Origin of the sequence: Neisseria shayeganii, from assembly GCF_014054965.1 — a bacterium.
GTDB classification, from domain to species: domain Bacteria; phylum Pseudomonadota; class Gammaproteobacteria; order Burkholderiales; family Neisseriaceae; genus Eikenella; species Eikenella shayeganii.
On record NZ_CP059567.1, the window covers coordinates 592,837 to 619,479 of the forward strand.

25 protein-coding genes, 2 tRNA genes and 1 pseudogene are annotated in these 26,643 nt (G+C 59.2%); 8 read left to right on the forward strand and 20 right to left on the reverse strand.

The genetic code is table 11. The annotated features are described in order from the left end of the window. Nucleotides 1-16 precede the first annotated feature (16 nt). The 11 genes from H3L94_RS02830 to H3L94_RS02880 form a co-directional block, all read right to left on the reverse strand. Nucleotides 17-1,732 (reverse strand): proline--tRNA ligase, encoded by a 1,716-nt coding sequence (locus H3L94_RS02830; RefSeq protein ID WP_182122579.1) that lies wholly within the window; start codon nucleotides 1,730-1,732, stop codon nucleotides 17-19. A gap of 102 nt (nucleotides 1,733-1,834) precedes the next feature. Beyond that, nucleotides 1,835-2,641 (reverse strand): M48 family metallopeptidase, encoded by an 807-nt coding sequence (locus H3L94_RS02835; protein ID WP_182122580.1) that lies wholly within the window; start codon nucleotides 2,639-2,641, stop codon nucleotides 1,835-1,837. A gap of 223 nt (nucleotides 2,642-2,864) precedes the next feature. After that, a complete protein-coding gene (locus H3L94_RS02840; RefSeq protein WP_182122581.1) occupies nucleotides 2,865-4,388 on the reverse strand; it encodes a fumarate hydratase in 1,524 nt (507 codons plus the stop codon). A gap of 226 nt (nucleotides 4,389-4,614) precedes the next feature. After that, a tRNA-Glu gene (locus H3L94_RS02845) sits at nucleotides 4,615-4,689 on the reverse strand. 10 nt (nucleotides 4,690-4,699) lie between these two features. Further along, a tRNA-Arg gene (locus H3L94_RS02850) sits at nucleotides 4,700-4,776 on the reverse strand. Between the two features lie 139 nt (nucleotides 4,777-4,915). Continuing rightward, nucleotides 4,916-7,264: a TonB-dependent receptor gene (locus H3L94_RS02855; RefSeq protein ID WP_244958821.1), complete on the reverse strand. Its 2,349-nt coding sequence runs from the start codon at nucleotides 7,262-7,264 to the stop codon at nucleotides 4,916-4,918. Nucleotides 7,265-7,765: 501 nt separating this feature from the next. After that, the gene (gene hemE / locus H3L94_RS02860) at nucleotides 7,766-8,830 is read right to left on the reverse strand and encodes a uroporphyrinogen decarboxylase (protein ID WP_182122583.1); all 1,065 of its coding nucleotides are present in this window, start codon (nucleotides 8,828-8,830) and stop codon (nucleotides 7,766-7,768) included. A 214-nt stretch (nucleotides 8,831-9,044) separates the two neighbouring features. Continuing rightward, the gene (gene ubiE / locus H3L94_RS02865) at nucleotides 9,045-9,785 is read right to left on the reverse strand and encodes a bifunctional demethylmenaquinone methyltransferase/2-methoxy-6-polyprenyl-1,4-benzoquinol methylase UbiE (protein ID WP_182122584.1); all 741 of its coding nucleotides are present in this window, start codon (nucleotides 9,783-9,785) and stop codon (nucleotides 9,045-9,047) included. Between the two features lie 27 nt (nucleotides 9,786-9,812). Further along, on the reverse strand, nucleotides 9,813-10,172 hold the full coding sequence (locus H3L94_RS02870) for a hypothetical protein (protein ID WP_182122585.1): 360 nt from the start codon (nucleotides 10,170-10,172) through the stop codon (nucleotides 9,813-9,815). Between the two features lie 84 nt (nucleotides 10,173-10,256). After that, the gene (locus tag H3L94_RS02875) at nucleotides 10,257-10,625 is read right to left on the reverse strand and encodes a hypothetical protein (protein WP_182122586.1); all 369 of its coding nucleotides are present in this window, start codon (nucleotides 10,623-10,625) and stop codon (nucleotides 10,257-10,259) included. Then, a complete protein-coding gene (locus H3L94_RS02880; RefSeq protein ID WP_040660343.1) occupies nucleotides 10,625-11,014 on the reverse strand; it encodes a gamma-butyrobetaine hydroxylase family protein in 390 nt (129 codons plus the stop codon). The genes H3L94_RS02875 and H3L94_RS02880 overlap by 1 nt, the downstream gene beginning before the upstream one ends. A 158-nt stretch (nucleotides 11,015-11,172) precedes the next feature. Here H3L94_RS02880 and rplU point away from each other — a divergent pair, with 158 nt between their 5' ends. The 3 genes and pseudogenes from rplU to H3L94_RS12315 form a co-directional block, all read left to right on the forward strand. Next, on the forward strand, nucleotides 11,173-11,481 hold the full coding sequence (rplU, locus tag H3L94_RS02885; protein WP_182122587.1) for a 50S ribosomal protein L21: 309 nt from the start codon (nucleotides 11,173-11,175) through the stop codon (nucleotides 11,479-11,481). A 34-nt stretch (nucleotides 11,482-11,515) separates the two neighbouring features. Beyond that, nucleotides 11,516-11,788 carry a 50S ribosomal protein L27 gene (gene rpmA / locus H3L94_RS02890; protein WP_009119377.1) on the forward strand — a complete coding sequence of 91 codons (273 nt, stop codon included), beginning with the start codon at nucleotides 11,516-11,518 and terminating at the stop codon, nucleotides 11,786-11,788. Nucleotides 11,789-11,932: 144 nt separating this feature from the next. Then, nucleotides 11,933-12,105, forward strand: a pseudogene (locus H3L94_RS12315) (ATP-dependent exonuclease); the annotation flags it as partial. 11 nt (nucleotides 12,106-12,116) lie between these two features. Here H3L94_RS12315 and H3L94_RS02895 read toward each other — a convergent pair. The 3 genes from H3L94_RS02895 to H3L94_RS02905 all read right to left on the reverse strand — a co-directional run bounded on the left by H3L94_RS02895 (nucleotide 12,117) and on the right by H3L94_RS02905 (nucleotide 16,093). Beyond that, on the reverse strand, nucleotides 12,117-13,490 hold the full coding sequence (locus tag H3L94_RS02895) for a 3'-5' exonuclease family protein (protein WP_182122588.1): 1,374 nt from the start codon (nucleotides 13,488-13,490) through the stop codon (nucleotides 12,117-12,119). A gap of 112 nt (nucleotides 13,491-13,602) precedes the next feature. Further along, a complete protein-coding gene (locus H3L94_RS02900; protein WP_182122589.1) occupies nucleotides 13,603-14,757 on the reverse strand; it encodes a trans-sulfuration enzyme family protein in 1,155 nt (384 codons plus the stop codon). Between the two features lie 70 nt (nucleotides 14,758-14,827). Continuing rightward, a complete protein-coding gene (locus tag H3L94_RS02905; protein WP_182122590.1) occupies nucleotides 14,828-16,093 on the reverse strand; it encodes a glutamate-5-semialdehyde dehydrogenase in 1,266 nt (421 codons plus the stop codon). Nucleotides 16,094-16,173: 80 nt separating this feature from the next. On the opposite strand from H3L94_RS02905, the gene H3L94_RS02910 reads away from it, so the two are divergent. The 4 genes from H3L94_RS02910 to ypfJ all read left to right on the forward strand — a co-directional run bounded on the left by H3L94_RS02910 (nucleotide 16,174) and on the right by ypfJ (nucleotide 18,852). After that, on the forward strand, nucleotides 16,174-16,680 hold the full coding sequence (locus tag H3L94_RS02910) for a hemerythrin domain-containing protein (protein WP_182122591.1): 507 nt from the start codon (nucleotides 16,174-16,176) through the stop codon (nucleotides 16,678-16,680). Nucleotides 16,681-16,789: 109 nt separating this feature from the next. Then, on the forward strand, nucleotides 16,790-17,365 hold the full coding sequence (locus H3L94_RS02915) for a hypothetical protein (protein WP_182122592.1): 576 nt from the start codon (nucleotides 16,790-16,792) through the stop codon (nucleotides 17,363-17,365). A gap of 144 nt (nucleotides 17,366-17,509) precedes the next feature. Beyond that, nucleotides 17,510-17,908, forward strand: a complete 399-nt coding sequence (locus tag H3L94_RS02920; protein ID WP_182122593.1) for an RNA-binding S4 domain-containing protein — start codon at nucleotides 17,510-17,512, stop codon at nucleotides 17,906-17,908. A 101-nt stretch (nucleotides 17,909-18,009) separates the two neighbouring features. Continuing rightward, a complete protein-coding gene (ypfJ, locus tag H3L94_RS02925) occupies nucleotides 18,010-18,852 on the forward strand; it encodes a KPN_02809 family neutral zinc metallopeptidase (RefSeq protein WP_182122594.1) in 843 nt (280 codons plus the stop codon). A 166-nt stretch (nucleotides 18,853-19,018) separates the two neighbouring features. Here ypfJ and H3L94_RS02930 read toward each other — a convergent pair whose 3' ends face one another. Beyond that, on the reverse strand, nucleotides 19,019-19,534 hold the full coding sequence (locus tag H3L94_RS02930; RefSeq protein WP_182122595.1) for a hypothetical protein: 516 nt from the start codon (nucleotides 19,532-19,534) through the stop codon (nucleotides 19,019-19,021). Between the two features lie 214 nt (nucleotides 19,535-19,748). Continuing rightward, nucleotides 19,749-21,488 (reverse strand): L-lactate permease, encoded by a 1,740-nt coding sequence (locus tag H3L94_RS02935; protein ID WP_220457315.1) that lies wholly within the window; start codon nucleotides 21,486-21,488, stop codon nucleotides 19,749-19,751. 292 nt (nucleotides 21,489-21,780) lie between these two features. Between H3L94_RS02935 and H3L94_RS02940 the strand changes: the two genes are divergently transcribed. Continuing rightward, a complete protein-coding gene (locus H3L94_RS02940; protein WP_182122596.1) occupies nucleotides 21,781-22,557 on the forward strand; it encodes a FadR/GntR family transcriptional regulator in 777 nt (258 codons plus the stop codon). Between the two features lie 75 nt (nucleotides 22,558-22,632). Here H3L94_RS02940 and H3L94_RS02945 read toward each other — a convergent pair whose 3' ends face one another. The 4 genes from H3L94_RS02945 to rng form a co-directional block, all read right to left on the reverse strand. Next, complete coding sequence (locus tag H3L94_RS02945; RefSeq protein WP_182122597.1) at nucleotides 22,633-23,544, reverse strand: hypothetical protein; 912 nt, start codon at nucleotides 23,542-23,544, stop codon at nucleotides 22,633-22,635. 153 nt (nucleotides 23,545-23,697) lie between these two features. Continuing rightward, nucleotides 23,698-24,492 (reverse strand): serine O-acetyltransferase, encoded by a 795-nt coding sequence (gene cysE / locus H3L94_RS02950; protein WP_182123084.1) that lies wholly within the window; start codon nucleotides 24,490-24,492, stop codon nucleotides 23,698-23,700. 121 nt (nucleotides 24,493-24,613) lie between these two features. Then, nucleotides 24,614-24,925, reverse strand: a complete 312-nt coding sequence (locus tag H3L94_RS02955; RefSeq protein ID WP_244958822.1) for an SH3 domain-containing protein — start codon at nucleotides 24,923-24,925, stop codon at nucleotides 24,614-24,616. A gap of 121 nt (nucleotides 24,926-25,046) precedes the next feature. Continuing rightward, on the reverse strand, nucleotides 25,047-26,546 hold the full coding sequence (rng, locus tag H3L94_RS02960) for a ribonuclease G (RefSeq protein ID WP_050797911.1): 1,500 nt from the start codon (nucleotides 26,544-26,546) through the stop codon (nucleotides 25,047-25,049). Nucleotides 26,547-26,643: the final 97 nt, after the last annotated feature.

The window sequence follows — 26,643 nt, forward strand, 5'->3', positions numbered from 1 at the left end:
AAACCGGCCTGCCGCCTTAAGCTTGCAAGGCCGCCAATACTTTGGCTGCCGCTTCGGCCAGCGCCACGCTTTGTGCTTCGCTGTCGGTGCGGCGGGCGTATTCTACCGTGCCTTCTTTCAGGCCGCGGTCGCCGATCACCAGGCGGTGCGGAATGCCCAACAGTTCGGAATCGTTGAGCAGCACGCCGGCGCGCTCGTCGCGGTCGTCCAGCAACACATCGGCGCCGGCGGCCGACAATTCGGCATACAGCCTATCGGCCGCTTCGCGCACCGCATCCGATTTTTTGTAGTTCATCGGCACAATCACCACTTGGAAGGGCGCCATGGCATCGGTCCAGATGATGCCGCGCTCGTCGTGGTTTTGCTCGATGGCGGCGGCGACAATGCGGCTCACGCCGATGCCGTAGCAGCCCATTTCCATCACTTGCGATTTGCCGTTGTTGTCGAGGAACGCCGCGTTCATGGCTTGCGAATATTTGTCGCGCAGCTGGAACACATGACCCACTTCGATGCCGCGCGCCAGTTTCAGGTAGCCTTGGCCGCAGGGGCTGGGGTCGCCCGCCACCACGTTGCGCAAATCGACGAATTCAGGCTCGGCGGCATCGCGGTCGAAGTTGAAGCCGGTGTAGTGGTGGTCGTCTTCGTTGGCGCCGATTACCCAGTCGGCGCCTTTTTCGACGGCGTAGTCGGCGTACACTTTGCCGCTAAAGCCCACCGGGCCGAGCGAGCCGCCGTTGGCGCCGAAGGCGGCGCGGATGGCGGCAGGATCGGCCATGGTCAGCGGCGATTTCACGCCCGCCAGTTTTTCGGCCTTGATGTCGTTGAATTCATGGTCGCCGCGCAACAGCAGCAACACCAATTCGCCGTCTGCCTCGCCTTCGACCACAATGGATTTGAGGGTGTGTTCAATCGGCACATTTAAAAACGCCACCAAGTCGGCAATGGTTTTCACATTGGGCGTGTGTACTTTGTTCAGCGTTTGCGCGGCCTCGGCGCGGCTACCTGAAAGCGGCAGGGTTTGCGCCAGCTCGATATTGGCGGCGAAATCGGAAGCGTCGCTGTAGGCAATCACGTCTTCGCCGGAGTCGGCCAGCACTTGGAATTCGTGCGAGCCGGTGCCGCCGATGCTGCCGGTGTCGGCCGCCACCGGGCGGTAGTTGAGGCCGAGGCGGTCGAAGATGCGGCAATAGGCGTCGTACATGGGCTGGTAGCCGTCGCGCACTAGCGATTCGTAATCGGCGTGGAAGGAATAGGCGTCTTTCATCACAAATTCGCGCGCGCGCATCACGCCGAAACGCGGCCGCACTTCGTCGCGGAATTTGGTGTTGATGTGGTAGAAGTTTTTCGGCAGCTGCTTATAGCTGGTCACTTCTTTGCGCACGATGTCGGTGATCACCTCTTCGCAGGTGGGGGCGATGCAGAAATCGCGCTCGTGGCGGTCTTTGATGCGCAACAGCTCTTTGCCGTAAAACGTCCAGCGGCCGGATTCTTCCCACAATTCGGCCGGCTGCACCACCGGCATCAGCAGCTCGATGGCACCGGCGCGGTTCATTTCCTCGCGCACGATGTGCTCCACCTTGCGCAATACGCGCAGGCCCATCGGCATCCAGGTGTAGAGGCCGGAAGCGCTGGCTTTGATCAGGCCGGCGCGCAGCATCAGCCGGTGGCTGGGCAGCGTGGCTTCGGCGGGGGCTTCTTTGAGGGTGGAAATAAAGAATTGGCTGGCTTTCATGGCGGTAGGCTGTATTTAAAGAAAAGTAAAGGGCGGGATTGTAACAAGGTTTCAGGTAGCCTGAAAGCGGGCTTCAGGCTACCTGAAAAGACGGTCTGCCGCTCAACGGCGGCGGCGGTTCTGTTCGTACACCGGCAGCACCGAAGGCAGCTGGCGGCGCAGCTCTTCAATGCGCGACTGATTGGACGGATGGGTGGAAAGCATGCCCGACAAGGCGTTGCCGCTGCCTTGATAAGCCGCCATTTTTTCCCACACCGTAACCGCCGCGCGCGGGTCGTAACCCGCCTGCGCCATCAGCAGCATGCCGCCGCTGTCGGCCTCGCGCTCGTGGTGGCGGGAATAAGGCAGGCCGATGCCGTATTCGGCCAACAAGCCTTGCGACAAACCGATGGCTTCGCTGCTGATGCCGGTTTGGCTGGCCACCACGCGCCCGCCGATGTCCAAAGCCAAGCCGGTGAGCACTTTCTGGCCAACCGCCTGTTTGCTGTGCTCCAGTAGGGCGTGCGTCATCTCATGGCCCACCACGGCGGCAATTTCGTCATCGGTTAGGTTCAGCGTTTCCACCAAGCCGGTGTAAACCGCCATTTTGCCGCCCGGCATGGCCCAAGCATTCATTTCTTTGCTGCGGATCACCATCATTTCCCACTGGAACGGCACACCGGTGCGGTTGGCCGCTTCGGCATGCGGCTTCATGCGCTGGAACACGCGCTGCACGCGGCGGGCGGTGGCCGAACGGGTGTCCAGCACCTCGCTGCGCTGTGCCTGCACCCTCAGCTGTTGATAGCTTTGAGCGGAATGGGCATTCAAAGCCTGGGTGTTGTAGCCCAAGGCATCGGCCATGCCGGCACAGCCCGACAGCAAACCCAGGCTGACGGCCGCCGCGGCCAAGGAACGGGAAAAACGACGCATGATGTTGCCTCCTGTAAAAATAGCCAATCGCCGCAGCAAAACCGCCGCTGCGCACCGAAGCCGAACTATAGCATCGGAAGCCGCTTTGCGGCAGCCGTCGGCCGTACTCTTAAAACCGACACGGTGTTTGCGGCTGAATTTTCGGAATCGGTATCCGGCCTACTTCTGCACATGACACCATACCAAACAGGCTACCTGAAATGCTTTCAGGTAGCCTGCGGTTTTATGCCTCTACGGGAATGATGCCGATTTTGGCCTGCCATTGCTTCGGCGCGATGGCGTGCACGGATTGGCCGCTGCTGTCCACCGCCACGGTAACGGGCATGTCTTTCACTTCAAACTCGTAAATTGCTTCCATGCCCAAGTCTTCGAAAGCCACCACTTTGGCTTCCTGAATCGCCTTGGCCACCAAGTAGGCCGAGCCGCCCACGGCCATCAGGTACACCGCTTGGTTGTCGGCAATCGCTTCGCAGGCGGCGGGGCCGCGTTCGGATTTGCCGATCATGCCGATCATGCCGGTTTGCTCCAGCATTTGGCGGGTGAATTTGTCCATGCGGGTGGCGGTGGTGGGGCCGGCGGGGCCGACCACTTCGTCGCGCACGGGGTCAACCGGGCCGACGTAGTAAATCAGTTTGTTAGTGAAATCGACCGGCAGTTTTTCGCCTTTGTTGAGCATATCGACCATGCGTTTGTGGGCAGCATCGCGGCCGGTGTAGATTTTGCCGTTCAAAAGCAGCACATCGCCCATTTTCCAAGTGGCGACTTCTTCTTTGGTGAGCTTGTTCACATCCACGCGCTTGCCGTTGTCGGGGCTGTAGGTGATGTCCGGCCAGTCTTCCAATGAAGGCGGGTCGAGTTTCACCGGGCCGGAACCGTCCAATTCAAATTCAACGTGGCGGGTGGCGGCGCAGTTCGGAATCATGGCCACGGGTTTGGACGCGGCGTGGGTGGGGTAATCCAAGATTTTGACATCGAGAACGGTGGTCAGGCCGCCCAAGCCTTGCGCGCCGATGCCCAGCGCGTTCACTTTTTCAAACAGCTCCAAACGCAAGGCTTCGGTGGTGGAGAGTGTCGCACCCGAAGCGGCTTTTTCCTGCAATTCGTGAATATCGACGTGGCTCATCAGCGATTCTTTCGCCAACAAAGCCGCTTTTTCCGGCGTGCCGCCGATGCCGATGCCCAAGATGCCGGGCGGACACCAGCCTGCGCCCATGGTGGGGATGGTTTTCAGCACCCAATCGACAATCGAATCGGAAGGGTTGAGCATGGCGAGCTTGGATTTGTTTTCCGAACCGCCGCCTTTGGCCGCGCAGGTGACTTCCACTTTGTCGCCGGCCACGATTTCCATGTGGATCACCGCCGGGGTGTTGTCTTTGGTGTTTTGGCGCTTGCCGGCCGGGTCGGCCAGTACCGAGGCGCGCAGTTTGTTGTCTGGCCAATTGTAGGCGCGGCGCACGCCTTCGTTCACCATTTCGGCCACGCTCATATCGGCATCCCATTGCACGTTCATGCCGACTTTCAAAAATACGGTGGCGATGCCGGTGTCTTGGCAGATGGGGCGGTGGCCTTCGGCACACATGCGGCTGTTCACCAAAATCTGCGTCATCGCGTCTTTGGCGGCCGGGTTTTCCTCTTTCTGCCAGGCTTTGTAGAGGGCTTGAATGTAATCGACGGGATGGTAATAGCTGATGAATTGGAAAGCATCGGCGATGCTTTGGATGAAATCTTCTTGTTTGATGATGGTCATGGTGGTGTTCCTGTTTTTTTGGATAGGGCTCAGACAATGGGCCCGGTATTGTAAACCCTTTCCCCTGCCTGCGCACGGCGTTTCCCACCGCATCGGGCTACCTGAAACCTGTTTTCAGGTAGCCCGATGCGGGGGCATAGCCCATAATGAGGGCAGCCGGCAAATTTATTCAGGGTAACCGATGGAAAAAAATAAAACCCCGAGAATTTCTCGGGGTTTTGAAAATTGGCACGCCCACGGGGAATCGAACCCCGGTTACCGCCGTGAAAGGGCGATGTCCTAACCGCTAGACGATGGGCGCGGATGTTTCATGGCGCACCCGGAGCGATTCGAACGCCCGACCCTCTGGTTCGTAGCCAGATACTCTATCCAACTGAGCTACGGGTGCGCTGTGAAGTTCGTAATTATATGGATTCGGTTTTTTTCGGTCAAGCCCCTTGCCCAATTTTTTTCGCCGGACTGCCTTTGTTGGTGGATATGGGCGCATATCTACTGCGGCGGCAGTCCGACAATTGGCACCGTAGCGCTTAGAAAGTGAAACGCAGGCCGGTGCGCAGCGAGCGGCCGGGCAGGGGGGCCAGGTATTTTAAAGTGGAGTTGTGCGGACGAGCTTCGACATTGCCGAGGTTACGTGCATCCAAAAACCATTCCAAGCTGCGGTGTTCGTTGAAATGGTGGGTGTAGCCGAGGTAGGCATCCCACAGCTTGTAACCGCCCAAATCCACTTCTTCGTTGATGACTTTGCCGCGATGGCGCTGTGCGGTGTAGCAGGTCAGGCTGGTGGCCAGCTGCCAGCCGCTTTTCTGCCAGCTGAGACCGATGCCGTAGCGGGTAGTGGGCAGGCCGGGCATATAGGCACCGTCGCGTTGGTAGCGCAGATAGCGTTTCCACGCTTCCGGGTCGCGGGGGTCTGCATTCGAGGGCTGGTCTACCGGTCGGTTTTTGACCCAGTCGGCAAACAAACGGGTTTCCAACAGGCCGTATTTGCCTAAGTCGAAATATTGTTTCCACTCCAACTCAATGCCGTGAATACGGGTGTCGCCTTGGCGCCATTCTTTGTAGGGGAGGCCGTCTCCTTTGCTGGTGCCGGTTTGGCCGAGGTAGATGTAGTCTTTGAAATCGGTGTGGTAGTAGTTGGCGCGTAATTGGGTTTGCCGCCAGTTCAATTCGCCGCCGAATTCCCAAGTGCTGGCGGTTTCGGGGTTGAGACGCGGATCACCGTGTTCGTTGGTGAGGATGGCGAAGTGGCGGTTGCTGGCAAACAGTTCGTTGACTTCGGGGGCGCGCTGCGAACGGTTGTAGCGAATACCGAAGCTCGCTATCTCAAAGGGCGACCATTTGAGAGCGGCTTGCTGGCTATTGAGGCTGTATTCGCGCTGGTTGAGGTCTTTCAGGTAGCCTTCTGTCAAACCGCGGCCGGGTTGGTAGCCGTCCAGCAAGGCTTGGTGTTTGACCCGGCCGTGGCGCAAGCCCAATTCGGCTTCCCAGTTTTGCCAGCGGAATTTTTCTAGGGCAAACAGGGCGTACTCGCGGGTTCGGGTATTGGGCATGTGGCGGTCGGAGCCGCTGCTGTCGATGCGGCGGTGGCGCCAGTCTAGGCCCAAGGTGCCTTGCATAAAGGAAGCGGGGCGGTGGTTGAACTCGACGCGCACCTGCTGGCTGCGGCTGTTCAGGCTGTCGGCAAAGTGGCGGCCGAGATATTCACGGTTGTCGGCATCGGTATGGGCGATGCGGAATCGGATGTTGTCCAACCAGGAAACTTGCGGCCGGTACAAGCCTTCTGCCTGCCAGCGGGTTTGATCGGCATCCACGTTCACCGGCAGCGTGCCGTCCGCCTCTCCGCTGCGAGTGGAGAGGGAGGCATAGCCGGGTACGCCGTAGCGGTTCAGGTAGCGGCTGAGGCCGATGCCGACGTAGCCGCGTTCGCCGATGTAGCTGACACCGGCGGAGAGGCTTTGCAGGTGCATATGGCTGTTGGTGAGTTTGCCGTGCTCCACCGGGGCGGCGTCTTGCAGGCTTTTCAATTTGCGCAGGCTGTTGGGTGGCACGGAGGCGTCGTAGTCGGGATTATTTGTCCAGTATCGTGAGGAAGCGTTGCCTTCGTAATTGCTGTACACCTCATCCCGACCCAGTTCCCATTCTTTGCGCCAACTTTCTCCGCCGCTTAAATAATCCTTCATCACATAGCGGTATAAGCGTTTGTCGAAGGGATAGGTGATATCTACTTTTACTTGGCACAAATCACGCAAAGGCGAGTTGAACAGAATTTCATCCGGGTTGTAGCAGGCTCCGGCTTTGCTATCGCCCGGAATGCGGTAGGAAGAAATTTTGCTGTTTTGTCCGTCGATGTGCCAGGCGAAGTTGCCCACGTTGCCGTCTAAACGGAAGATTTGGCTGTTCGGGGTGTTGTCGCCGCCGCTGATTTCCACTTTGCCGCCGAAATCGCGTTCAGGTAGCGTGTCGGGAATCAGGCGGGTTTCCACATCCACCGCGCCGCCTACAGCGTTGCCGCCGTAGAGGACGGCTGCGGAGGATTTGCGTACGGTGATTTTGTCGGCCAGAAACGGTTGTGCCGGGGTGGGCAGGTTGCCGCTGATGGCAGATAAATCGGAGACGCCCAAGCCGTTTTCGCTGATGTACACGCGCGGGCCGGTCAGGCTGCGGATTTGTGGCAGGCCGCCGGCCGGGCCGAAGTTATGGTTGTGCACGCCAGTTACCTGTTGCACGGTTTCGCCTAAGGAAGCGGCGCGGGTGCGTTGGAGTTCCGGTTCGGATAAGGTGGTTTTGGTGCCGCTGTCGATGTGTTCGCTGCGCAAAGGATAGCTGCGGCCTTGAACGTCGATATCGGGTAGCTGGGTGTCGTCGGCTGAGGCCAAAACAGGCAGGGCTAGGATGAAGGCACAATAAAGTGGGCGGAGAGGGAAGTTGGATTTCATAACAAATTGAGGTGGTGAATTTACATAGGTTGAAAATAAAGCGTTATATCATAACATATATCCCATTAAAAATTGACCAAGTAACCGTGAAATAAAATAGAGTTGCCAAACTTTTTAAAATGAAATAAATCGCTTATCTTTATTTTTGATTGGGCTGAGAAAGGCTTGCAAAGGAAGCGTATGGATAGGTAAGAAGAGACCTTTGAAAAACCTCCATCTGCGGCGCATTTCTGCGTTGTGCGTTTATGCCCTATGGGTACTGCTCGCTCGCTTGCCTATCGTGTGATATGTCTCTCCCACAGGGATTCCTGGCGTTCACGCTCGCTGTGCTGCTACGCCTTGAACTGCATCCACATCTGGGGGTTTTGCAAAGGTCTCAAGAAGTTTGCTTATGTAAAAAATGCCTGCAGAAAGCAGGCATTTTTTAGCGGCATGAGCTGATTAGGCCGAGTGATAAGGGCGGGACAGCTCGTGGACGGCATCCACCAAGATTTTGGCGTGTTCCGGATCGGTATGCTGGTTGATGCCGTGGCCCAGATTGAAGACGTGGCCGCTGCCGCTGCCGTAGTCGGCCAGAATGCGGGCGGCTTCTTGACGGATGGCTTCGGGCGTGCCGAAGAGGGCGAAGGGGTCGAAATTGCCTTGCAGGGCCACGTGTTTCCCAACTCGGGCGCGGGCTTGGCCGATGTTGCAGGTCCAGTCCAAGCCCAGGGCGTCGGCGCCGCAGGTAGCCATGGCTTCCAGCCATTGACCGCCGCCTTTGGTGAACACGATCACGGGCACTCTGCGGCCTTCGTGTTCGCGTTTCAAACCGCCGATGATTTGCTGCATATAGCGCAGGCTGAAGGTTTGGAAGGCTGCATCGCTTAATACGCCGCCCCAGGTGTCGAAAATCTGGACCGCTTGGGCGCCGGCTTCGATTTGGGCGTTCAGGTAGCCGGTGACGGCTTGGGCGTTGATGTCGAGAATGCGGTGCAGCAGGTCGGGGCGGGCATACATCATGCTTTTGACGTGGCGGAATTCTTTGCTGCCGCCGCCTTCGATCATGTAGCAGGCCAGGGTGAAGGGGCTACCTGAAAAGCCGATGAGCGGTACGCGGCCGTTTAGGGCGCGGCGGATGGCGGTAACGGCGTCGAACACATATTGTAGCCGGCCCATATCCGGTACGGCCAGCTCGCGGATGGCGGTTTCGTTTTGCAGGGCGCGCTCGAATTTGGGGCCTTCGCCTTCGGCAAAATACAGGCCCAAACCCATGGCGTCGGGCACGGTGAGGATGTCGGAAAACAGAATGGCGGCATCTAAATCGAAGCGCTCTAGGGGTTGGATGGTGACTTCGGTGGCCAGTTCGGTGTTTTTGCACAAATCCAAAAAGCTGCCGGCGCGGGCGCGGGTGGCTTTGTATTCGGGCAGGTAACGGCCGGCTTGGCGCATCATCCAGATGGGAGTGTATTCGACCGGTTCTTTTAAGAGGGCGCGCAAAAAGGTGTCGTTTTTCAGGGGCGGCATGGAAGGCTCCGGGGTGGCAAGATGGGGCAAACGGGCGGGCAGGCGATGCAATTGCGGCAAGATGGCGTGCGGTGTGTTCAGGTAGCCTGAGCGCAGCGCAATACGGTGCGGTGGCTTGAAAAAGAAACCGCGGGCAAACAGCATTGCCGGCGGTTTCGGTTTGTTTTCCGCAAGCGTTCGGGCTACCTGAAAACGGTGGCCGCACATCGGCGTGTCAGTATTTTACGCCTTTGTGCAAGGCCACTACGCCGGCGGTCATGTTGTGGTAGTCCACGCTGTCGAAGCCGGCGTCCAGCATCATCTGCTTCAGGGTTTCCTGGTCGGGGTGCATGCGGATGCTTTCGGCCAGATACTGATAGCTGTCGGCGTCTTTGGCAATCAGCTTGCCCATCAGCGGCAGCAGCTTGAAGGAGTAGAGGTCGTAAGTGGGTGCCAGCGGCTTGGCCACTTTGGAAAACTCCAATACCAGCAGGGTGCCGCCCGGCTTGAGCACGCGGTACATTTCGCGCAGGGCGATGTCTTTGTGCGTCATGTTGCGCAGGCCGAAAGACACGGAAACCAAGTCGAAATAGTGGTCGGGGAAGGGCAGTTTTTCCGCATCGCACACGGCCACGGGCAAGACCAAGCCTTCGTTGAGCAAGCGGTCGCGACCCACACCGAGCATAGAGGAGTTGATGTCGGTCAGCCATACCTCGCCGCTTTTGCCCACCCGTTTGGCCCAGCCGCGCGACAAATCGCCGGTACCGCCGGCAATGTCCAACACTTTGCCGCCTTTGGGCAGGCGGGCGGTGTGGATGGTGAACTGTTTCCACACCCGGTGCAGGCCGCCGGACATCACGTCGTTCATGATGTCGTAGTTTTTGGCCACGGAGTGGAAAACTTCGGCCACTTTGCCGGCTTTTTCGCTTTCCTGAACGGTTTGGTAGCCGAAGTGGGTTTGCTTGTCTTGGCTCATAAGAGGGACTTTCTTTTCAGGGCTGGTTTAGTTTTGCAGCATGTTTTGCACACAAGTGCCCATTGCTTGGGTCAGCTTGCTTTCCAGCTCGGGGTCGTTTTGGGAAAGGCCGTAGTTGATGACGGCCTTTTTCCAGGCGGTGGCATCCGGGTACAGTTTGGCGGCTTCATCGAATGAGCAGCCGCACAGTTGGTTGAACTGCTCTTTGCTGAAGGCGGCATTCGAACCGGCGGCGGAAACGGCGGAGTCGGTGCAGCTGGTGACGAATTCGGCGCGCATTTTGCCGTCATCGGTGTTTTCAGCCACTTTTTCGACGGCGGCATCACAGCCGGCCAGCAAAACGGCGGCAGAAACGGCGAGGGCGGAAGCGAAAGTTTTGAAGTACATGGAAATCTCCTGAAGGAAAGTGTGGGAATATCGGGTGCCGGGCATGGCGCAATGGCTGATTCGGGCTACCTGAAAGCGGCTGGATTATGGCAGCAGGCGTTCGGCGCAGCGGTTGCCGGCGGCGCGCATATTGGCTTCCAATTCGTCCCCGTTTTTGCCGCTGTCATAGTCGGCCAAAGCTTGAAGCCAAGCGGCTTGGCTGCGGTATTGGGCGGCGGTTTCATCAAAGGTACAGCCGCAGACTGCGGCAAAGGTTTCCGGCGGCGTGCCGCTGTCTTCGCCGGCGGCGGCTTCGGTGCAGCTGGCAACAAATTGCTGGCGCGCCTGAACCAAGCCGGGCACATCGGCGCCGGGTGTGGCGGCGTCGGGGGCTGCCGTATTATGCGCTGCCTGTTCGCAAGCGGCGAGCATCAGCAGTAGGGCGGCATAAACGGAGCGGATACGTTGGTTCATCACTGGAGCGATTGCGGTTTCGTTGAGGCCGGGTCGGCTTGCCGCGAGGCGCCTGCCAGCCGCAAACGGTCAAGATAATCGGCCCACATTGTATCGTATTCGTGCGCCAATTTATACAGATAATCCCAGTCGTAGAGGCCGCTGTCGTGGCCGTCGGAAAAGGTGATTTTCAAAGCGTAGTTGCCGGCGGCCTGCAAGGCAATGATGCGTACGCCGGCTTTGCCGGTTTGCAGTTTTTCCTGCCCGCTGCCGTGCCCGCGCACCTCTGCGCTCGGGGAATAGACCCGCAGATACTCTGCCGGCAGGCGGTATTCGCCGTCGGCATAGTGGAGAATGACCAGGATGCCCTGTTGTTGCAGGCGGATTTCTTGGGGTAGGGGAGTGGACATGGCGGTTTCAGGTAGCCTTGGCGGCTTAGGCAAAATAAGCGGTATTGTAGCAGAGACGGTGGGGAAATGTTTTGACAGAAAAAAGGTTTTTCCCTATAATGCGCCGTTTCGCACATGGGGTGCGGAAGAAATAAACCCTAATTCTCATGGAGTTGAGTATGTACGCGGTCGTAAAAACCGGCGGCAAACAATACAAAGTTGCCGTTGGCGAAAAATTGAAAGTAGAACAGATACCTGCCGAACTCGACAGCCAAATCGAACTGAATGAAGTTTTGATGATTGCTGACGGCGATTCTGTAAAAGTAGGTGCGCCCTTTATCGAAGGTGCCAAAGTTACCGCCAAAGTAGTGGCCCACGGCCGCGGCGAGAAAGTCCGCATTTTCAAAATGCGCCGCCGCAAGCACTACCAAAAGCGTCAAGGCCACCGTCAGAATTTCACCCAAATCGAAATTGTGGCCATCGCCTGATCCCATTCAGTAAACAAGTTTAGGAGTATTAAACATGGCAACCAAAAAAGCCGGCGGTAGCTCTAAAAACGGCCGCGATTCAGAAGCCAAACGACTGGGCGTGAAAGCCTTCGGCAGCGAGTTGATCCCTGCCGGTTCCATCATCGTGCGCCAACGCGGCACCAAATTCCATGCCGGCGAAAACGTGGGTATGGGCAAAGACCACACCCTGTTCGCCAAAGTGGACGGTTATGTGGAATTCGCTGTAAAAGGCCGCCTGAACCGCAAAACCGTGAGCGTGCGCCCCTACACCGGTGCAGACGAGTAATCGGCATCCAGCGCTTACTTCAATCAAAAAGGACTTCGTTTCAACGGAGTCCTTTTTTGTTGTGTCTGTCTGGATTGCTGTGGCTGCCATCTGGTGGTCGAGTCAATCGGGCGGCAAGCAGGGTAATCAAAAGCCGCAAGATGCCTGCCGAGACCTTTGCAAAACCCCCATCTGCGGCGCATTTCTGCGTTGTGCGCTGCTCGCTCGCTTGCCTATCTATATGATATGTCTTTCCCACGGGGATTCCTGCGTTCACGCTCGCTGCGCTGCTACGCCTTGAACGGCATCCACATCTGAGGGTTTTGCAAAGGTCTCAAGATGCCTGCCGTCAATGTTCGATCACCACGCCGTCGCGCTTTTTCAGGCGCTCTTTCACCCATTTGGGAATGCGGCTGTCGAAAAACCATGCGCCGTCGGTCCATTCAATCGCGCCGCCGCGGCAGCGGAAAGTGTGTTGTTGGCTGGAAAACGGATGGCGCTCGGTGAGCAGCACGCTGCGTGTGTGGCCCCAATCGCAGACGGGCAGATCGGCGGCCAAACGGCGGACGGCGGTTTCTTGATGCCGTTGGTCGCAGTCGCCGCCACATTGTTTCAGGGTTTGGCGCGGACAGGCATCGGCGTGGCCGTCGGGCAGGATGCCGAGCAGGGCCGGACACAGCCCGTTTTGCTGCGCCCAATCGTTCAGTGCGCGCTTGGCGCCTTTGGGATGCAGAAACAGGCCGGTAGGTGCTTGTGGGTAAAAACCGTCTGCTAAGGGGCTGATTTTGGCTTTCAGGTAGCCTTGGTGCAGCTGCCAGTTTATGCTGCGGTAAGGGGCGACTGAATGGTGATTCGCGGGTTTGAGGCCGTGGCGGTGCAGATAGGCGGCCATTTGCGCCATATTGTGCAGCGGGCCGAGGCTGGGTAAAAACTCGATGTGGCGGGTTGCCTGCCAGCGGTCGGCGGCGCCGGCTTGACGGAGCAGGGCGTGGATTTCCTGAAACGCCTGCTCGTGCACCAACAGCTGCGGTTGTTGATGTCCGGGATGGTGCCAGATGCTGATGCCGTGGCTGTCGGGCAGGGCGTGGATTTGTTGGCTCAGGTGGGCGGGCAGCCAATCCGGCAGCAGGCCGGGGCGCAGCAGTTTGTGGACGGTTTGCTGCCAATGGGCAGCATCGGTTTCTTGCAGGCTCAATTCGAGAAAGTCGCACAGCGCCAACACGTCGGCCAAGGCGCGGTGCCGCTGCGGAGCGCGGATGCCGTGCCGCTCGATGATGGTTTCCAGATTGTGTTTGTGGTGTTGCGGATACAGCTGGCGGGAGAGCTGAACCGTGCACAGGGTGGGGGCGGCGAAGGGGTGGCCGGCGCGGGTGAATTCGTGGCGCAGAAAGGTGTAGTCGAAGCGGCTGTTGTGGGCCACCAGTAGGCTGCCGCGCAGCAGGGGCAGCAGCTCGGCGGCTATGTCGGCAAAGCGCGGGGCGTCGGCCACCATGTCGTTGCGGATGCCGGTGAGCCGTTCGATAAACGGGGAGATGGTTTGCTGCGGATGGATCAGGGTGTTGAAGGTGCGGATTTCGCCGCGGTAAAAGTGCAGCACGGCCACTTCGGTCACACGGTCTTGGTAGAAATGGCCGCCGGTGGATTCTAAATCGACAACGGCCACGGGTAGCGGCAGTTGGCTGAAGGCTTGCAGCAGTTTCGGATAGCGGGGCGTGACATTCATACGGGATGGCTTGTGTGAAACAGGCGGAACAGCCGCTTGGGCGATGGAGAAAACAGCTTTCAGGTAGCCTCAATCGGGCTACCTGAAAGTTTTTTAATGTGTGAACTGGCGTTTACAGCAGAGCATTGAGGGCTTGGTTGAGGTCGGCCCAAATGTCTTCCACGTCTTCGATGCCGATAGAGAAGCGCAGCATGCCTTCGCGGATGCCGAGCTGTTGTTTCAATTCGGCGCTCATGCCGCTGTGCGACTGGCTGGGCGAGTGGTTGACCAGGCTTTCCACGCCGCCGAGGCTGGCGGCCATTTGCAGCAGTTGCAGGCGGCGGATAACGGTGTCGGCGGCTTGGCGGCTGTTTTGGCGCAGATAAACCGACACCACGCCGCCGAAACCGCGCATCTGCCGTTTGGCCAGCTCGTGGTGCTCGTGTTGCGGCAGGCCGGGGTAGAACACGGTTTCCACCGCCGGGTGACTGCTGAGGCGGCGGGCGATTTCGGCGGCGTTGGCCAAGTGTTGCTTCATGCGCACGGACAGGGTTTTGATGCCGCGCAACACTAAGGAGCAGTCCATCGGCCCGGCCACGGCGCCGGTGTGGTCGGTGAGGGTTTTCAGGCGTTTGGCCCATGCGGGGTCTTTGGCCACCACGATGCCCATCAGCACGTCGGAGTGCCCGCACAGGTATTTGGTGGCGGAGTGGAACACGAAGTCGCAGCCCAATGCCAGCGGGTTTTGCAGATAGGGGGTAGCGAAGGTGTTGTCCATGCCCACCAGTGCGCCGGCGGCCTTGGCTTTTTGTGCCAACAGGGCGATGTCCACCAGGCGCAACAGCGGATTGCTGGGGCTTTCCAGCCACACCAGTTTCACGCGGTGTTCGGCCAGCAGGGCGTCCAGATTGTCGGCTTGGGTGAGGTCGGCAAAAATCACGTTCACGCCCCAGGCGGCATACACTTCGGTCAGCAGGTCGTAGGCGCCGCCGTAAATGTCGGCCACGGCCACCACGGTGTCGCCGGGGCGCAGCACGGTGCGGAAGACGGCGTCGATGCCGGCCATGCCGCTGCTGTAGGCAAAGCCGGCGCAGCCCTGCTCCAGCTCGGCCACGGTGTCTTCCAGCACTTTGCGGGTGGGATTGCTCATGCGGGAATAGCGGTAGGGCACGTCTTCGCCGATGTGTTTGAGGGCGAACATGCTGTTTTGGTACACCGGCGGCATGATGGCGCGGTTGTGTTCTTCGGGGTGGTAGCTGCTGTGGATGACTTCGGTGTCGAAATGCATGGCGGAAAATCCTTTCAGGTAGCCTGTTTGTGTGTGCTTAGGGACACGCCTTAGTGTGAAAAGTAGGTTCTTAAACGCGGATTTCGCCGTTGCCCAGCACCACCCATTTTTGTCCGGTCAGCCCTTCCAGCCCCACCGGGCCGCGGGCGTGAATTTTGTCGGTGGAGATGCCGATTTCGGCGCCGAGGCCGTATTCGAAGCCGTCGGCAAAGCGGGTGCTGGCGTTCACCATCACGCTGGCGCTGTCCACCAGGCGCAGGAATTGGCGGGCGCGGGTGTAGGATTCGGTGACGATGCTGTCGGTGTGGTGGCTGCCGTAGTGGTTGATGTGGGCAATGGCGGCTTCCATGTCGTCCACCACTTTCACCGCCAGCACGGGGGCGAGGTATTCGGCGTACCAGTCGTCTTCGCTGGCGGGCAGAACGTCGGCGCTGCCGAGGAGGGCGCGGGTGTCGCCGCAGCCGCGCAATTCCACGCCTTTTTCCCGATAGGCCTCGGCCAGGCGCGGCAGCAGTTCGGCGGCGCGGTTGCGGTGCACGAGCAGGGTTTCCATGGTGTTGCAGGTGCCGTAGCGGGAAGTTTTGGCGTTGAGGGCGATTTGGCAGGCTTTGTCGGCATCGGCATCGATGTCGATGTACACATGGCACACGCCGTCCAAATGCTTGATCACCGGCATGCGGGCTTCTTCGCTTACCCGCGCCACCAAGCCTTTGCCGCCGCGCGGGATGATGACGTCGATGAATTCGTTCAGCTTCAGCATTTCGCCCACGGCGGCGCGGTCGGTGGTGTCGATGAGCTGAACCGCGCTTTCGGGTAGCCCGCTTTCGCGCAGGGCGCGGGTGATCAGTTGGGCGATGGCGCGGTTGCAGCGGATGGCTTCGCTGCCGCCGCGCAGAATGCAGGCGTTGCCGGATTTCAGGCACAGCGAGGCGGCTTCTACGGTGACGTTGGGGCGGGCTTCGTAAATCATGCCGATCACGCCCAGCGGCACCCGCATCTTGCCCACTTGGATGCCGCTGGGACGGGTGGTGAAGCCGTCCATCTGGCCGACGGGGTCGGGCAGGGCGGCCACTTGGTGCAGGCCGCTGATCATGGCGTCCATGGCCGCTTCGCTCAGGGCCAGCCGGTCGAGCAGAGCGGCGGAAAGTTCGGCTTCGCGGGCGGCGGCCACGTCTTGGGCATTGGCCCGCATGATGTCGGCGCGGTGTTCGGCCAGCAGTTCGGCCAGGCGCAGCAGGGCGGCGTTTTTGGCCGCGGTTTCCGCGCCGGCAAGCACCAGATAAGCCTTTCGGGCAGCTTGTGCCGTGGCGCGCACCTGATTCACAATATCGCTCATTCGTTTTCTCCTGTTCAACAGAGGCCGCATCTTAGCCGATACGGCCGCCGCTTGAAAGTGCCGCCGCCGGCAAAACCGCCATGGACGATTTATTCCGCATCCGCTCTGCCACCTTCGACGAACCCACCGCCATGCTGCGTGCCTGCCATGACAAGGTACGGCGTTTCTGCGATCAGCTGAACCGGCTGCCGGGCTACCTGAAAGCACATGGCTATACCCCGGCAGCGGCGCAGGCGGTGCAGCAGATCCGCCATTATTTCAACACCGCTGCCCCTCTGCATCATCAAGACGAAGAAGAAGATTTTTTTCCGCTGCTGCTGCGCTATGCGCCCGAAGCCGCCGTTGCGGTGAATGCGTTGGCAGCCGAACACGGTGAGCTGCACCGCTCTTGGGCCGCTTTAGACCGCCACTTGGCCGCCTTGTCGGCCGATACCGAGGCAGATGCCGATTTGATTCGGCGCTTTACCGATGCCTATGCCCGTCATATGCCGGTGGAAGAACAGCTGTTTGCGCAAGGCGAGGCGCAGATTCCGCCGGCCGAACTGGCGCGTATCGGACAGCGGATGGCGGCGCGGCGGCAGGGCTGAAACAAGCGGCGGCAGGCGGGTTTTTTGGGGCGGTTTTTACTGGATGAAACAAAAATTTGCCGTATAATCGGCGGCCCTACCGTTGAGAAACAAAGGAAAAGGAAACGTCATGACCCCGTCTAAGCTGCTTCCCTTGGGCGCTGCCGTGTTGGCCGTATTGGCCGTGAGCGCGTGCAGCAACAACCGCGGCACCACCACAACCACCACTTCGCGCGGCATCACCGAAACCCGCACCGTGCGCGATGTGGAACAGCGCGATAACCGCCGCAGCGAGCGCAACGACCACCACGGCGTTTGCCGCGAAGTGCGCGGCGATACCGCCGGCCGCGGCCGCAACGTGCTGTTGCGTTGTGACGGCCGCCGCCTGATGGCCACCGAAGAAGCCCGCCGCCTGATTCATCCCGATGTGTCGGTGCATTTCGGCCGCAGCGGCCGCGTGATTGCCGCCGGCCTCACCACCCGTCAGTCGGCCAATGCGTCCAACCGCTCCGACGAAGCCGCCTGCGAGCGCGCTTTCATCAACGCAGTGCGTAAATTCCAGGAAACCGCGCGTTCCCGCGGCGGCGGCCGGGTAAGCAATTTCCACAGCTATTTCGACCGCCAGCCCATGTCGGGCGGCCAATATATGTGCCAAGTGGGCACTTGGCACGCCCGCGTGGTGATGCGCGGCGACATTGCCCGTTAATTCGGGCTTTCGGCCGCAGGCTACCTGAAAGCGGAAAACGGCTTTCAGGTAGCCTGATATTTTCCGGCGGCAGGCGCTTGGGCTGCGCCCTCATAGCAGGGAATACAGGTACAATGCGGCATTTATCCTGCGGATGAACGAAGCATGAAACCGGAATCACAAACCAGCATGCGCTTGGACAAATGGCTGTGGGCGGCGCGTTTTTTCAAAACCCGCGCCTTGGCCCAGCGGCACATCGAGTTGGGCCGCGTGCAGGTAAACGGCAGCAAAGTGAAAAACAGCAAAATCATTGTGGCGGGCGACGAAATCGACCTCACGCTCAATTCGCTGCCCTACAAAATCAAGGTGCTGGCGCTCAACCATCAACGCCGCCCGGCGCCCGAAGCGCGGGCGCTGTATGCGGAAGACAGCGCCACCATCGCCAAGCGCGAAGCACAAAAAGCGCTGGATCAGGCCAGCCGCATCAGCGCGGCGTATCCCGACGGCCGCCCGACCAAACGCGACCGCCGCCAGCTCGACAAAATCAAACGCAGCGATTGGTAAAAATATGGATGGCGGTTTGCCCACGGCAGCCATTTGATTCGGGGTTTCAGGTAGCCTGAAACCGACACACAATATTCAAGACAAGATAGGAAAACACAGCCATGAGAATGGGAAACCAACGCGGCAGCAGCAATGTCGAAGACCGGCGCGGGCGCGGCCCGGGTGGCGGCGGTGGCGGCAAGATGGGCATCATCGGCCTGATTGTGGTGCTGATCGGCGCCTATTACGGTTACGATTTGAGCGGCCTGGTGGGCGGCGGCGGGGCGCTGAATCCGCCCACCCAACAACAGGCCGTGCAGAGCAGTGCGCAAGAAGAGCAGCTGGCGCAGTTTGCCAGCCAGATTCTGGCCACCACCGAGGATGCTTGGGGCAGCTATTTCCAAAGCCGCGGCCAGCGCTATGTGGCGCCGAAAATGGTGTTGTACCGCGGCAGCACGCCCACGGCCTGCGGTACGGGGCAATCGGCGATGGGGCCGTTTTACTGTCCGGCGGACCAGAAAGTGTATTTGGATTTGTCGTTTTACGATGATATGCGGCACAAGCTGGGGGCTGACGGCGATGCGGCTTTCGCCTATGTGATTGCCCACGAGGTCGGCCATCATGTGCAGCATTTGAGCGGCACCTTGGAACAGGTGCACCGCGCCCAGCAGCGTGTGGGCAAGGCGCAGGCCAATCAGCTGTCGGTGCGTTTGGAGCTGCAGGCCGACTGCCTGGCCGGCGTGTGGGCCAACCGGGCGCAGGCAAGAAACCTGTTTGAGGCCGGCGATTTGGAAGAAGCCTTCAATGCGGCCGAGGCGGTGGGCGACGACCGTTTGCAAAAACGCAGCCAAGGTTACGCCGTGCCGGACAGCTTTACCCACGGCACTTCGGCCCAGCGTTTGGAGTGGTTCCGCCGCGGTTTGAATAGCGGCGATCCGGAGCGTTGCGATACCTTTGCTTCCTGATGTGCCGAGGCTGTGCCGTTGCTTTTGCGCGGCACACCGACATTTAAAAAACGCCTGCATTGCCTACAAGGCAAGCCGGCGTTTTTTGTGTTTCAGGTCTCGGGCCGTGTGTTGGCGGCGTTGTATGCTGTCTGCCGGGCGGCAGGCGGTGAGCCGTGCAGAAACCTTATGGTTGCCATAACGGTTGCAGGGCCTGCCATATTTCGGCGTCCGATACCTGGAACCAATGCGCTTTGTCGCCGACTTGCAGGCAGGCAGTGCTGTTGCCGCCTAATTTGAGGAAATCCACCGGTTGCCACAGCACCAGCATGGTCTGACCGCCCAGCATCCATGCACCCAAGGGGTTGGCGCGGTATTGGCATTTTTCATAACCGATTTTCGATTCGACCGGCTGTATGCGCACGGCCCGCAGGCGCGCCAGCGTTGCATCGCGCAAGGCGGCATCTTGTATGGTGATGTGCCGTACCAGCACACCGCCGCCTGCCATCGATTTCAGGCCGGGAATGCCGTTGACATCATCAATGCGGTACGGTGCGTAGGTTTGGAAATTGCCGCCTGCCGCATAAATTTCCAGGCTGGCGATGTGATCCGGCAGTAAGGGGGCAAGCGTTTCCGAGTGTGCCGTCCACGGGATGAGCGCCCATAGGCTAAGCAAGGCGGTTTTTCTGCGTGAAAATTTCATGGCAAGTTCCTGAGCGGTAGTTTGAAAAGCTGCCCGCAGCATAGCATGGCTGCGGGCAGTGTGGCAGGTTTCCAAAAGTCTGTATTGTCAGGCGATAAAGCGGCGGGGAGGAAAATCGGTTTCAGGTAGCCTGAACTGGGAGTCCAAGCGAGTTTGCGGCGTGCGCATGAAAACAGCCCCCGAAGCATCGGGGGCTGTGTTCTACACGGATGGTTTATTTGCGGGCGAGGAAGCCGAAGTAAACCAGCGGCCAAATCAGCGCCAGGGCAATCCAAACCACGCCGCCGCCGGTGATCAGTGCCTGGCCGATAAAGCCGGCCTGCACCACATAGTACACCATCGGGATCAGGGTTTTGCGGATCACTTCGCCTTCGCGGCTGATCATGCCCACCACGGCCGCCGCCGCCACCACGTTGTGCACGGCAATCATATTGCCGGCGGCGCCGCCGATGGCTTGCAGGGCGACCACATAGCCGGCCAAATCAGGCGTAAAGCCGATTTGCGTGGCGGTGGAGAATTGGAAGTAGGAGAACATCATATTGGATACGGTGTTCGAGCCGGCGATAAACGCACCCAAGGCGCCGATCCAAGGCGAAACGTTCGGCCAAATATTGCTGAACGCGGCAGCCGCGCTTTGCGCCAATACCATGGGCATGGCGGGCAGGGCGCCTTCTACGCCGGAACCGGAGTGGATGAATACCTGCACCATGGGCACGGACAACAGCAGCGCGGGTGCGGCCGCGATCATGGTTTTGCCGGAGTTGCGCCAGCCGCGCATAAAGGATTTGGCATTCATGCCGAAAATCACGATACACAGCAGGGACACCACAATCAAGATGGCGCCGGGCGAGTAGGCCAGCTGGATTTTGCTGGTAATGCTGCTGCCGAACAGCTCGCTCAGGGTGATGGTGGTGTAGTCGCCGGTGAGGAAGGCTTTCAGCGGCTTCACGGTGCGGGTGAGGATCAAGAGCGCGATCACGATCAGATAGGGCGAGAAGGCGCGGAACACGGAGAACGTGGGCTTGTCGTCGTGTTGGTCGTCCTCGGCCAAAGAGCCGATCCAAGTGCTTTCCCATTTGCTGCGTTCGGGGAAATCAAACACTTCTTTCGGTTGCAGGAAACCTTTTTTGGCCGCCGGCACCACAATCATCAGGCCGAGGAAACCGCCGATCATAGAGGGGAATTCTGGGCCGAGGAAGCGGGCCACTAGGTAGTAGGGTACGGTGAACGCCAAGCCGGCGAAAATGGCGAATTTCCAAACGCCGAGGCCTTCGCGGAAAGAGCGTTTCTCGCCGAAATAGCGCGTGAGCAGACCGCACAGCAGCAAGGGAATCAGAATGCCCACGCTGGCGTGCAGCAGACCGACGTTGGAAGTGATGTCAAGCAGGTACTGCTCCGGGCTGATGGGGGCAATCTGCTCGGCCACGCCGTCGGTGGAGATGCCGGTTTTCACGCCCAACAGAATCGGGGTGCCGACCGCACCGAACGATACCGGCGTAGATTGGATGATCAAGACCGACATCACGGCAGCCATGGCGGGGAAGCCCAAAGCCAGCAGCAGGGGCGCGCCCACGGCAGACGGGGTGCCGAAGCCGGACGAGCCTTCAATCAGCGAGCCGAACAGCCAGGCAACAATGATCACCTGAATGCGGCGGTCAGGAGAGATGTCCATAAAACCGCGGCGGATCGATTTGAGCGCGCCGCTTTCGCGCAAGGTGTTCAGCAGCAGGATGGCACCGAACACGATGAAAAGAAGGGTGAGGGCGACGATGACGCCGTTGGCGGTGGCGGCTGCCACTTTATTGCCGGGTGCGCCCCAAACCAATAAAGCGAGCAGAGCGGTCACGCCGTAAGCGGCAGCCATGGACAGGGTAGCGGAACGCCGCATCACCACCAACAGCAGGAAGACGGTGAAAATAGGCGCAATCGCAAACAGGGTATGCATGATGCCCATAATTGCTCCAAATGCAGAGGAAGGTTGAAAAACAAAAAACCGGATTTGGCAGAAGCCGGTAGTTTTGGTATGCTGACTGGTAAATTGGTAATACCAATTTATCGGTCTTGACCATACTTTAAGAAAAAATTACATTTTGGTCAATGTTTCCTGCGTAAATTTTCGCCCCGGAAAATGCACGCAAAACAATAGCATGAAAATATATTATTCGAATATTGAATGAAAATAACGCCTTGAAAACCCGATAGACATCCGTTCTTGGGTCAGGCAGGGCGGCAGAAACGGTTGATAGATGAGTCAAAATACTATTGTGAAGGCGCAAAAGCTGTCTGAGCAGATCAGCTCGGTTTTGGAAGAGCGTATTTTGTCCGGCATTTATCCGGTGGGCTCGCGCCTGCCGGCCGAGCGGCTGCTGGCGGAAGAGTTCGGGGTGTCGCGTCCGCCGGTGCGCGATGCTTTGAGAACCCTGTCCACGCGCGGGCTGACGTTCAGCAAGCCCGGTGGCGGACATTATGTGAGCGAAGACTTGCATACCGATTTTCTCAGCTCTTGGCAAAGTCTGATTCAACGGCATGATTATTTGCGGCAAGATGTGTTGGACTTCCGCCGCCATATCGAAGCCACTTTGGCCGCGTTGGCGGCCGAGCGGCGCACGGAAACGGATTTGGCGCGCTTGCAATATTGGCTGTTGGAGCTGGAAGCGGCGCACGAGCGGCAGGATTTGGTGCGTCAGGCCGAAGCGGATGTGGCTTTCCACCAGGCGATCGCCGATGCCGCCCACAACACTTTGTTCTCCCACCTGGCCGCCAGCTTGTTGCTGATGATTCACCGGCATACGCAAAGCAATCTGGCCAATATGTTCAGCTACACTTCGGCCAAAGAAGACCTGCACGGCCAGCATCGTGCTATTTTTCATGCCATCGCCAGCGGCGAGCCGGATGCTGCCGCTGCCGTGGCCAGGCGGCATATCGATTTCGTGGCCGATACCTTGCAGGCGGCGCAGGAGCATATCGAGCGCGAGCAGATTTCGGCGGCATTGGCGGAAAAAGACCGCAAAAGACGACGCTGAGCAAGCACTGCATACAAAAAAGGGGGCTGCACCGGTTCAGCCTCCTTTTTCAGGTAGCCTTCATGTTGGCGTGTTTTATTCTTCCTGCTCGGCGCAGGCATCCAAAGCCTGATGTAGGTCGGTCAGGTTTTTTTGCAGAACGGCCGGTGTGAGGAACGGTTCGGCCAGCAGCGATTCAATCAGGCGGGTGGTGTCGCTGTTGGGATGGGTTTGTGCAAATGCTTGCCAAGACCGCTTCACTTCAGGCAAGAGCCGCCCTTGATGATCGGTGGCGGGGGTGTTGTCGATGCCTTCCAGATACAATGCTTGGTGCCGGCGGTACTGGCAGTTCGCTGGCGCTTGCCGCGGGCTGTCGGGATGCTGTTGCAGCCAGTCTTCCCATTCGTGCAAACGCTCGCCCAATTGATCCCAACTGAGGGCTAAGCCGGCATCTTCGGCGGCTGGTTGCTTGTGTTTGGTTTGCAGGCGGAGGAAGTCGCGTTCGTCGGCAGGCAAGTGCTGCTCGAACAGGCGCAGGTAGTAGTCGGGCAGCACCGAAATCAGGATGATGCCTTCGCCGACATGTTCGTATTGCAGGCCCAAAGCGGCCAGCCGGCGCTGTTTTTCCCGCAGTTCGGCGTTGGGCCGATGGCTGTCGCTTTCGGTGTCGTATTCCATCATGTTGTGGTAGTCGTGCGCGAGGAAAGCTTCTTCCTGCTGGTTTAGGGTTTGCAGCAGGGAGCGGGTGTCTTGTTGATGTTGGCGGTAGAGGGCGGCGGCCTGTTCGGGCGTGGCGTGTTGCAGTGCGTTTTGCACTTGGCGTGTGCGCCAGGCAAATTGCTGGAACAGGTCGGCCGGCATCGGATCGATGGGGGCAGATGCTGCGGTTGCCGGTTCGGAAGCGGGCGTGGCGGCGGCAGATGTTTCCGCCGGTGCTTGGGCGGGTGGGTTGCAGGCGCTGAGGAAACAGGCGCACAGGCAGAACAGGGCCGGAGAGGGAGGTTTCATCGGATGCTCCTTAAAGATTCAACACAGCCGACAGAGTGGCTACCTGAAAGCATCGCTTTGCTTTGATTGGCTTTCAGGTAGCCTGATTATTGCAAACCGCTCATGACGGCGCCCGAAACAGCGTGTTTTGCTTGGCCTCTTTGCGGGCAACACTCAAGCCTGCAGGCTTTGGTCCATGTCGTCGGACGGGCGCGCGGAGGATTGGCCGACTGCGCGGGCGGGCACGCCGACTACGGTGGTGTGGGCGGGTACGTCTTCCACCACCACGCTGCCGGCGCCGATTTTGGCGCATTCGTGTACGCGGATGTTGCCCAAAATCGAGGCGTTGGCGCCAATCATCACGCCGTCGCCGATTTTCGGGTGGCGGTCGCCGCTTTCTTTGCCCGAGCCGCCCAAGGTAACGCCGTGCAGAATGGAAATATCGTTGCCCAAGACGGCGGTTTCGCCCACCACCAGGCCGGTGCCGTGATCAACCATGATGCCGTAGCCGAAGCGGGCGGCGGGATGGATATCGACGCCGAACACTTCGGAGGCACGGTTTTGCAGGAAGTAGGCTAGGGTTTTGCGGCCGTGCTGCCACAGCCAATGGTTGATGCGGTGGGCCTGCACGGCGTGGAAGCCTTTGTAGTAGAGCAGGGGCTGGTAGTAGGCGTCGCAGGCGGGGTCGCGCTGGTAGTGGGCGATGATGTCGGCCTGCATGGCTTTGGAAATGCGGGTGTCGCTGCTGAGCGCCTGGAAGAAGATTTCATACAGGGCGCGGCTGTCCATCACCGGGCTGGCGAGTTTGCTGGACAGATGGAAGGCCAGCACGCGGTCGAGACTGCTGTGACGCAGCACGGTTTGGTGCAGGAAGCTGGCCAGCATCGGCTCGCCGGCGGCGGCTTCGTGGGTTTCGGCGAGTATGGTTTGCCACAGGGTGCGGCTGCTTTCGTAATCGGGTAGGGTCATGCTTTCAGGTAGCCTTGAGGAGAAGTGGGGAGCGGCTTGGCGGGGTAAGGGGAAAATGTGCAGGCTACCTGAAACCAAGCAGCAGCGGTTTCAGGTAGCCTGCGGTGTTTCGGCGGACGGATCAGCGCTCGTAGCAGCTGATGAATTCGCGGAACACCCAGCCTTCGTGGCCTTTGTTCGGGCTGACGCGGCGGTCGCGGCGCAAAGGCTGGCCTTGCCAGCGCACATAAGCCCATTCGTTGCCCTTGTCGTCGCTGTCGTAATCGACAATGGTGACGCGGGTGAAATTGCGCAGCTTGCCCTGTACCATGCCGTTGGGGGCGGCGCGTACGTTGAGCGGGGTGCCGGTGGGGTCGGTGACTTTGCATACTTCTTCCGCTTGGGCGTAAGCCATGCTGCCCGCCATCAGACACATCAAGCAAAACCTTTTCATGCCGTTCTCCCTCTTTGCTGGTCAAAACCGCCGGTTGGCCAGGAAATTATAGTCCTGCTCAAGCGGCACGCCCAAACTCGGCAGCGGGAAAATACGGCAGGCGAACGGACGGGGTGTCTTTTTACAACAAGACGATATCGAATTGTTCCTGCGTATAGCTGTTTTCCACTGCCAGGGAAACCGGCTTGCCGATGAAGTCGATCAGCATGGCCAAGGATTGCGATTCTTCGTCGAGAAAAAGATCGATGACCGGCGGAGCGGCGAGGATGCGGAATTCGCGCGCATCGAAACGGCGGGCTTCGCGCACCACTTCGCGCTGGATTTCGTAGCACACGGTTTGCGCGGTTTTCATGCGGCCGCGCCCTTTGCAGGCGGGGCATGGTTCGCACAGGATGTGGTTGAGGTTTTCGCGCGCGCGTTTGCGGGTGAGCTCCACCAAGCCGAGGCTGGTGAAGCCGTTGAGGGTAACGCGGGTGCGGTCGAAACTGAGCGCTTTGGCCAGTTCGGCCAGTACCGCCTGGCGGTGTTCTTCGCCGGCCATATCGATGAAATCGATGATGATGATGCCGCCCAAATTGCGCAAACGCAATTCGCGGGCGATGGCGTGGCAGGCTTCCAAATTGGTTTTGAAAATGGTTTCGTCGAAATTGCGCGAGCCGACGAAACCGCCGGTGTTGACATCGATGGTGGTCATCGCTTCGGTGGATTCGATGATCAGGTAGCCGCCGAAATTGAGGTTGACGCGCGGTTGCAGCGCCAGATTGATTTCCTGCTCGACCGCGTACAGCTCAAACAGCGGCTTGTCGCCGTGGTAATGCTCGATGATGTCGGCGGCGCCCTGCACATATTGACGGGCGAAGCCCAGCATTTGGGCGTGGTTTTCGGCCGAGTCGATCAGAATTTTTTCGGTGCCGGCATGAAACATATCGCGCAGCACGCGCAGGCTCAGCGGCAGGTCGCGGTAAAGCATGGTTTCGGGCGGGCTGGTTTTGGCCTGGTGCTGGATGTTTTGCCACAGTTTGCCCAAATAATCGATGTCGGCCTGCAACTCTTCGTCGCTGGCGTTTTCCGCGCTGGTGCGGATGATGTAGCCGCGTCTGCCTTCTTCCGGCAGCAGGTTTTGCAGGCGGTTGCGCAATTCGTTGCGTTCGTTTTCGTCTTCGATGCGTTGGGAAACCCCGATGTGGTCGTCTTGCGGCAGATACACCAGAAAACGGCCGGCCAGCGAAATTTGGGTGGAGAGCCGGGCGCCTTTGCTGTTGATCGGGTCTTTGATGACCTGCACCAAGAGGGTTTGCCCTTCAAACAGCATGTGTTCGATACGCTGGGTTTCTTCGGGTTTCTGCCGCTGTTCCAATAAATCGACAATGTGCAAAAAGGCGGCGCGTTCGAGGCCGATGTCGATGAAGGCGCTTTGCATGCCGGGCAGCACGCGGCGCACCACGCCCAAATAAATATTGCCCACCAAGCCGTGGCCGCTGTTGCGGTCGATGTGCAGCTCGCAGACGGTGTTTTCTTCCAACAGGGCGACGCGCGTTTCTTGCGGGGTGATGTTGACGAGTATGGTTTCGGGCGGTCGCGCGCTTGCGTCGGCCGGCCGGATTTGATTGGCAATTTGCATGACAGCTATTCCTGAAAATCGGATTTTGCAGGCGGTACTGCCGCCGCAGCCAATACCGCCTGCAAAATCCGCTGTGTGGAAGGGGCGCATTATACGC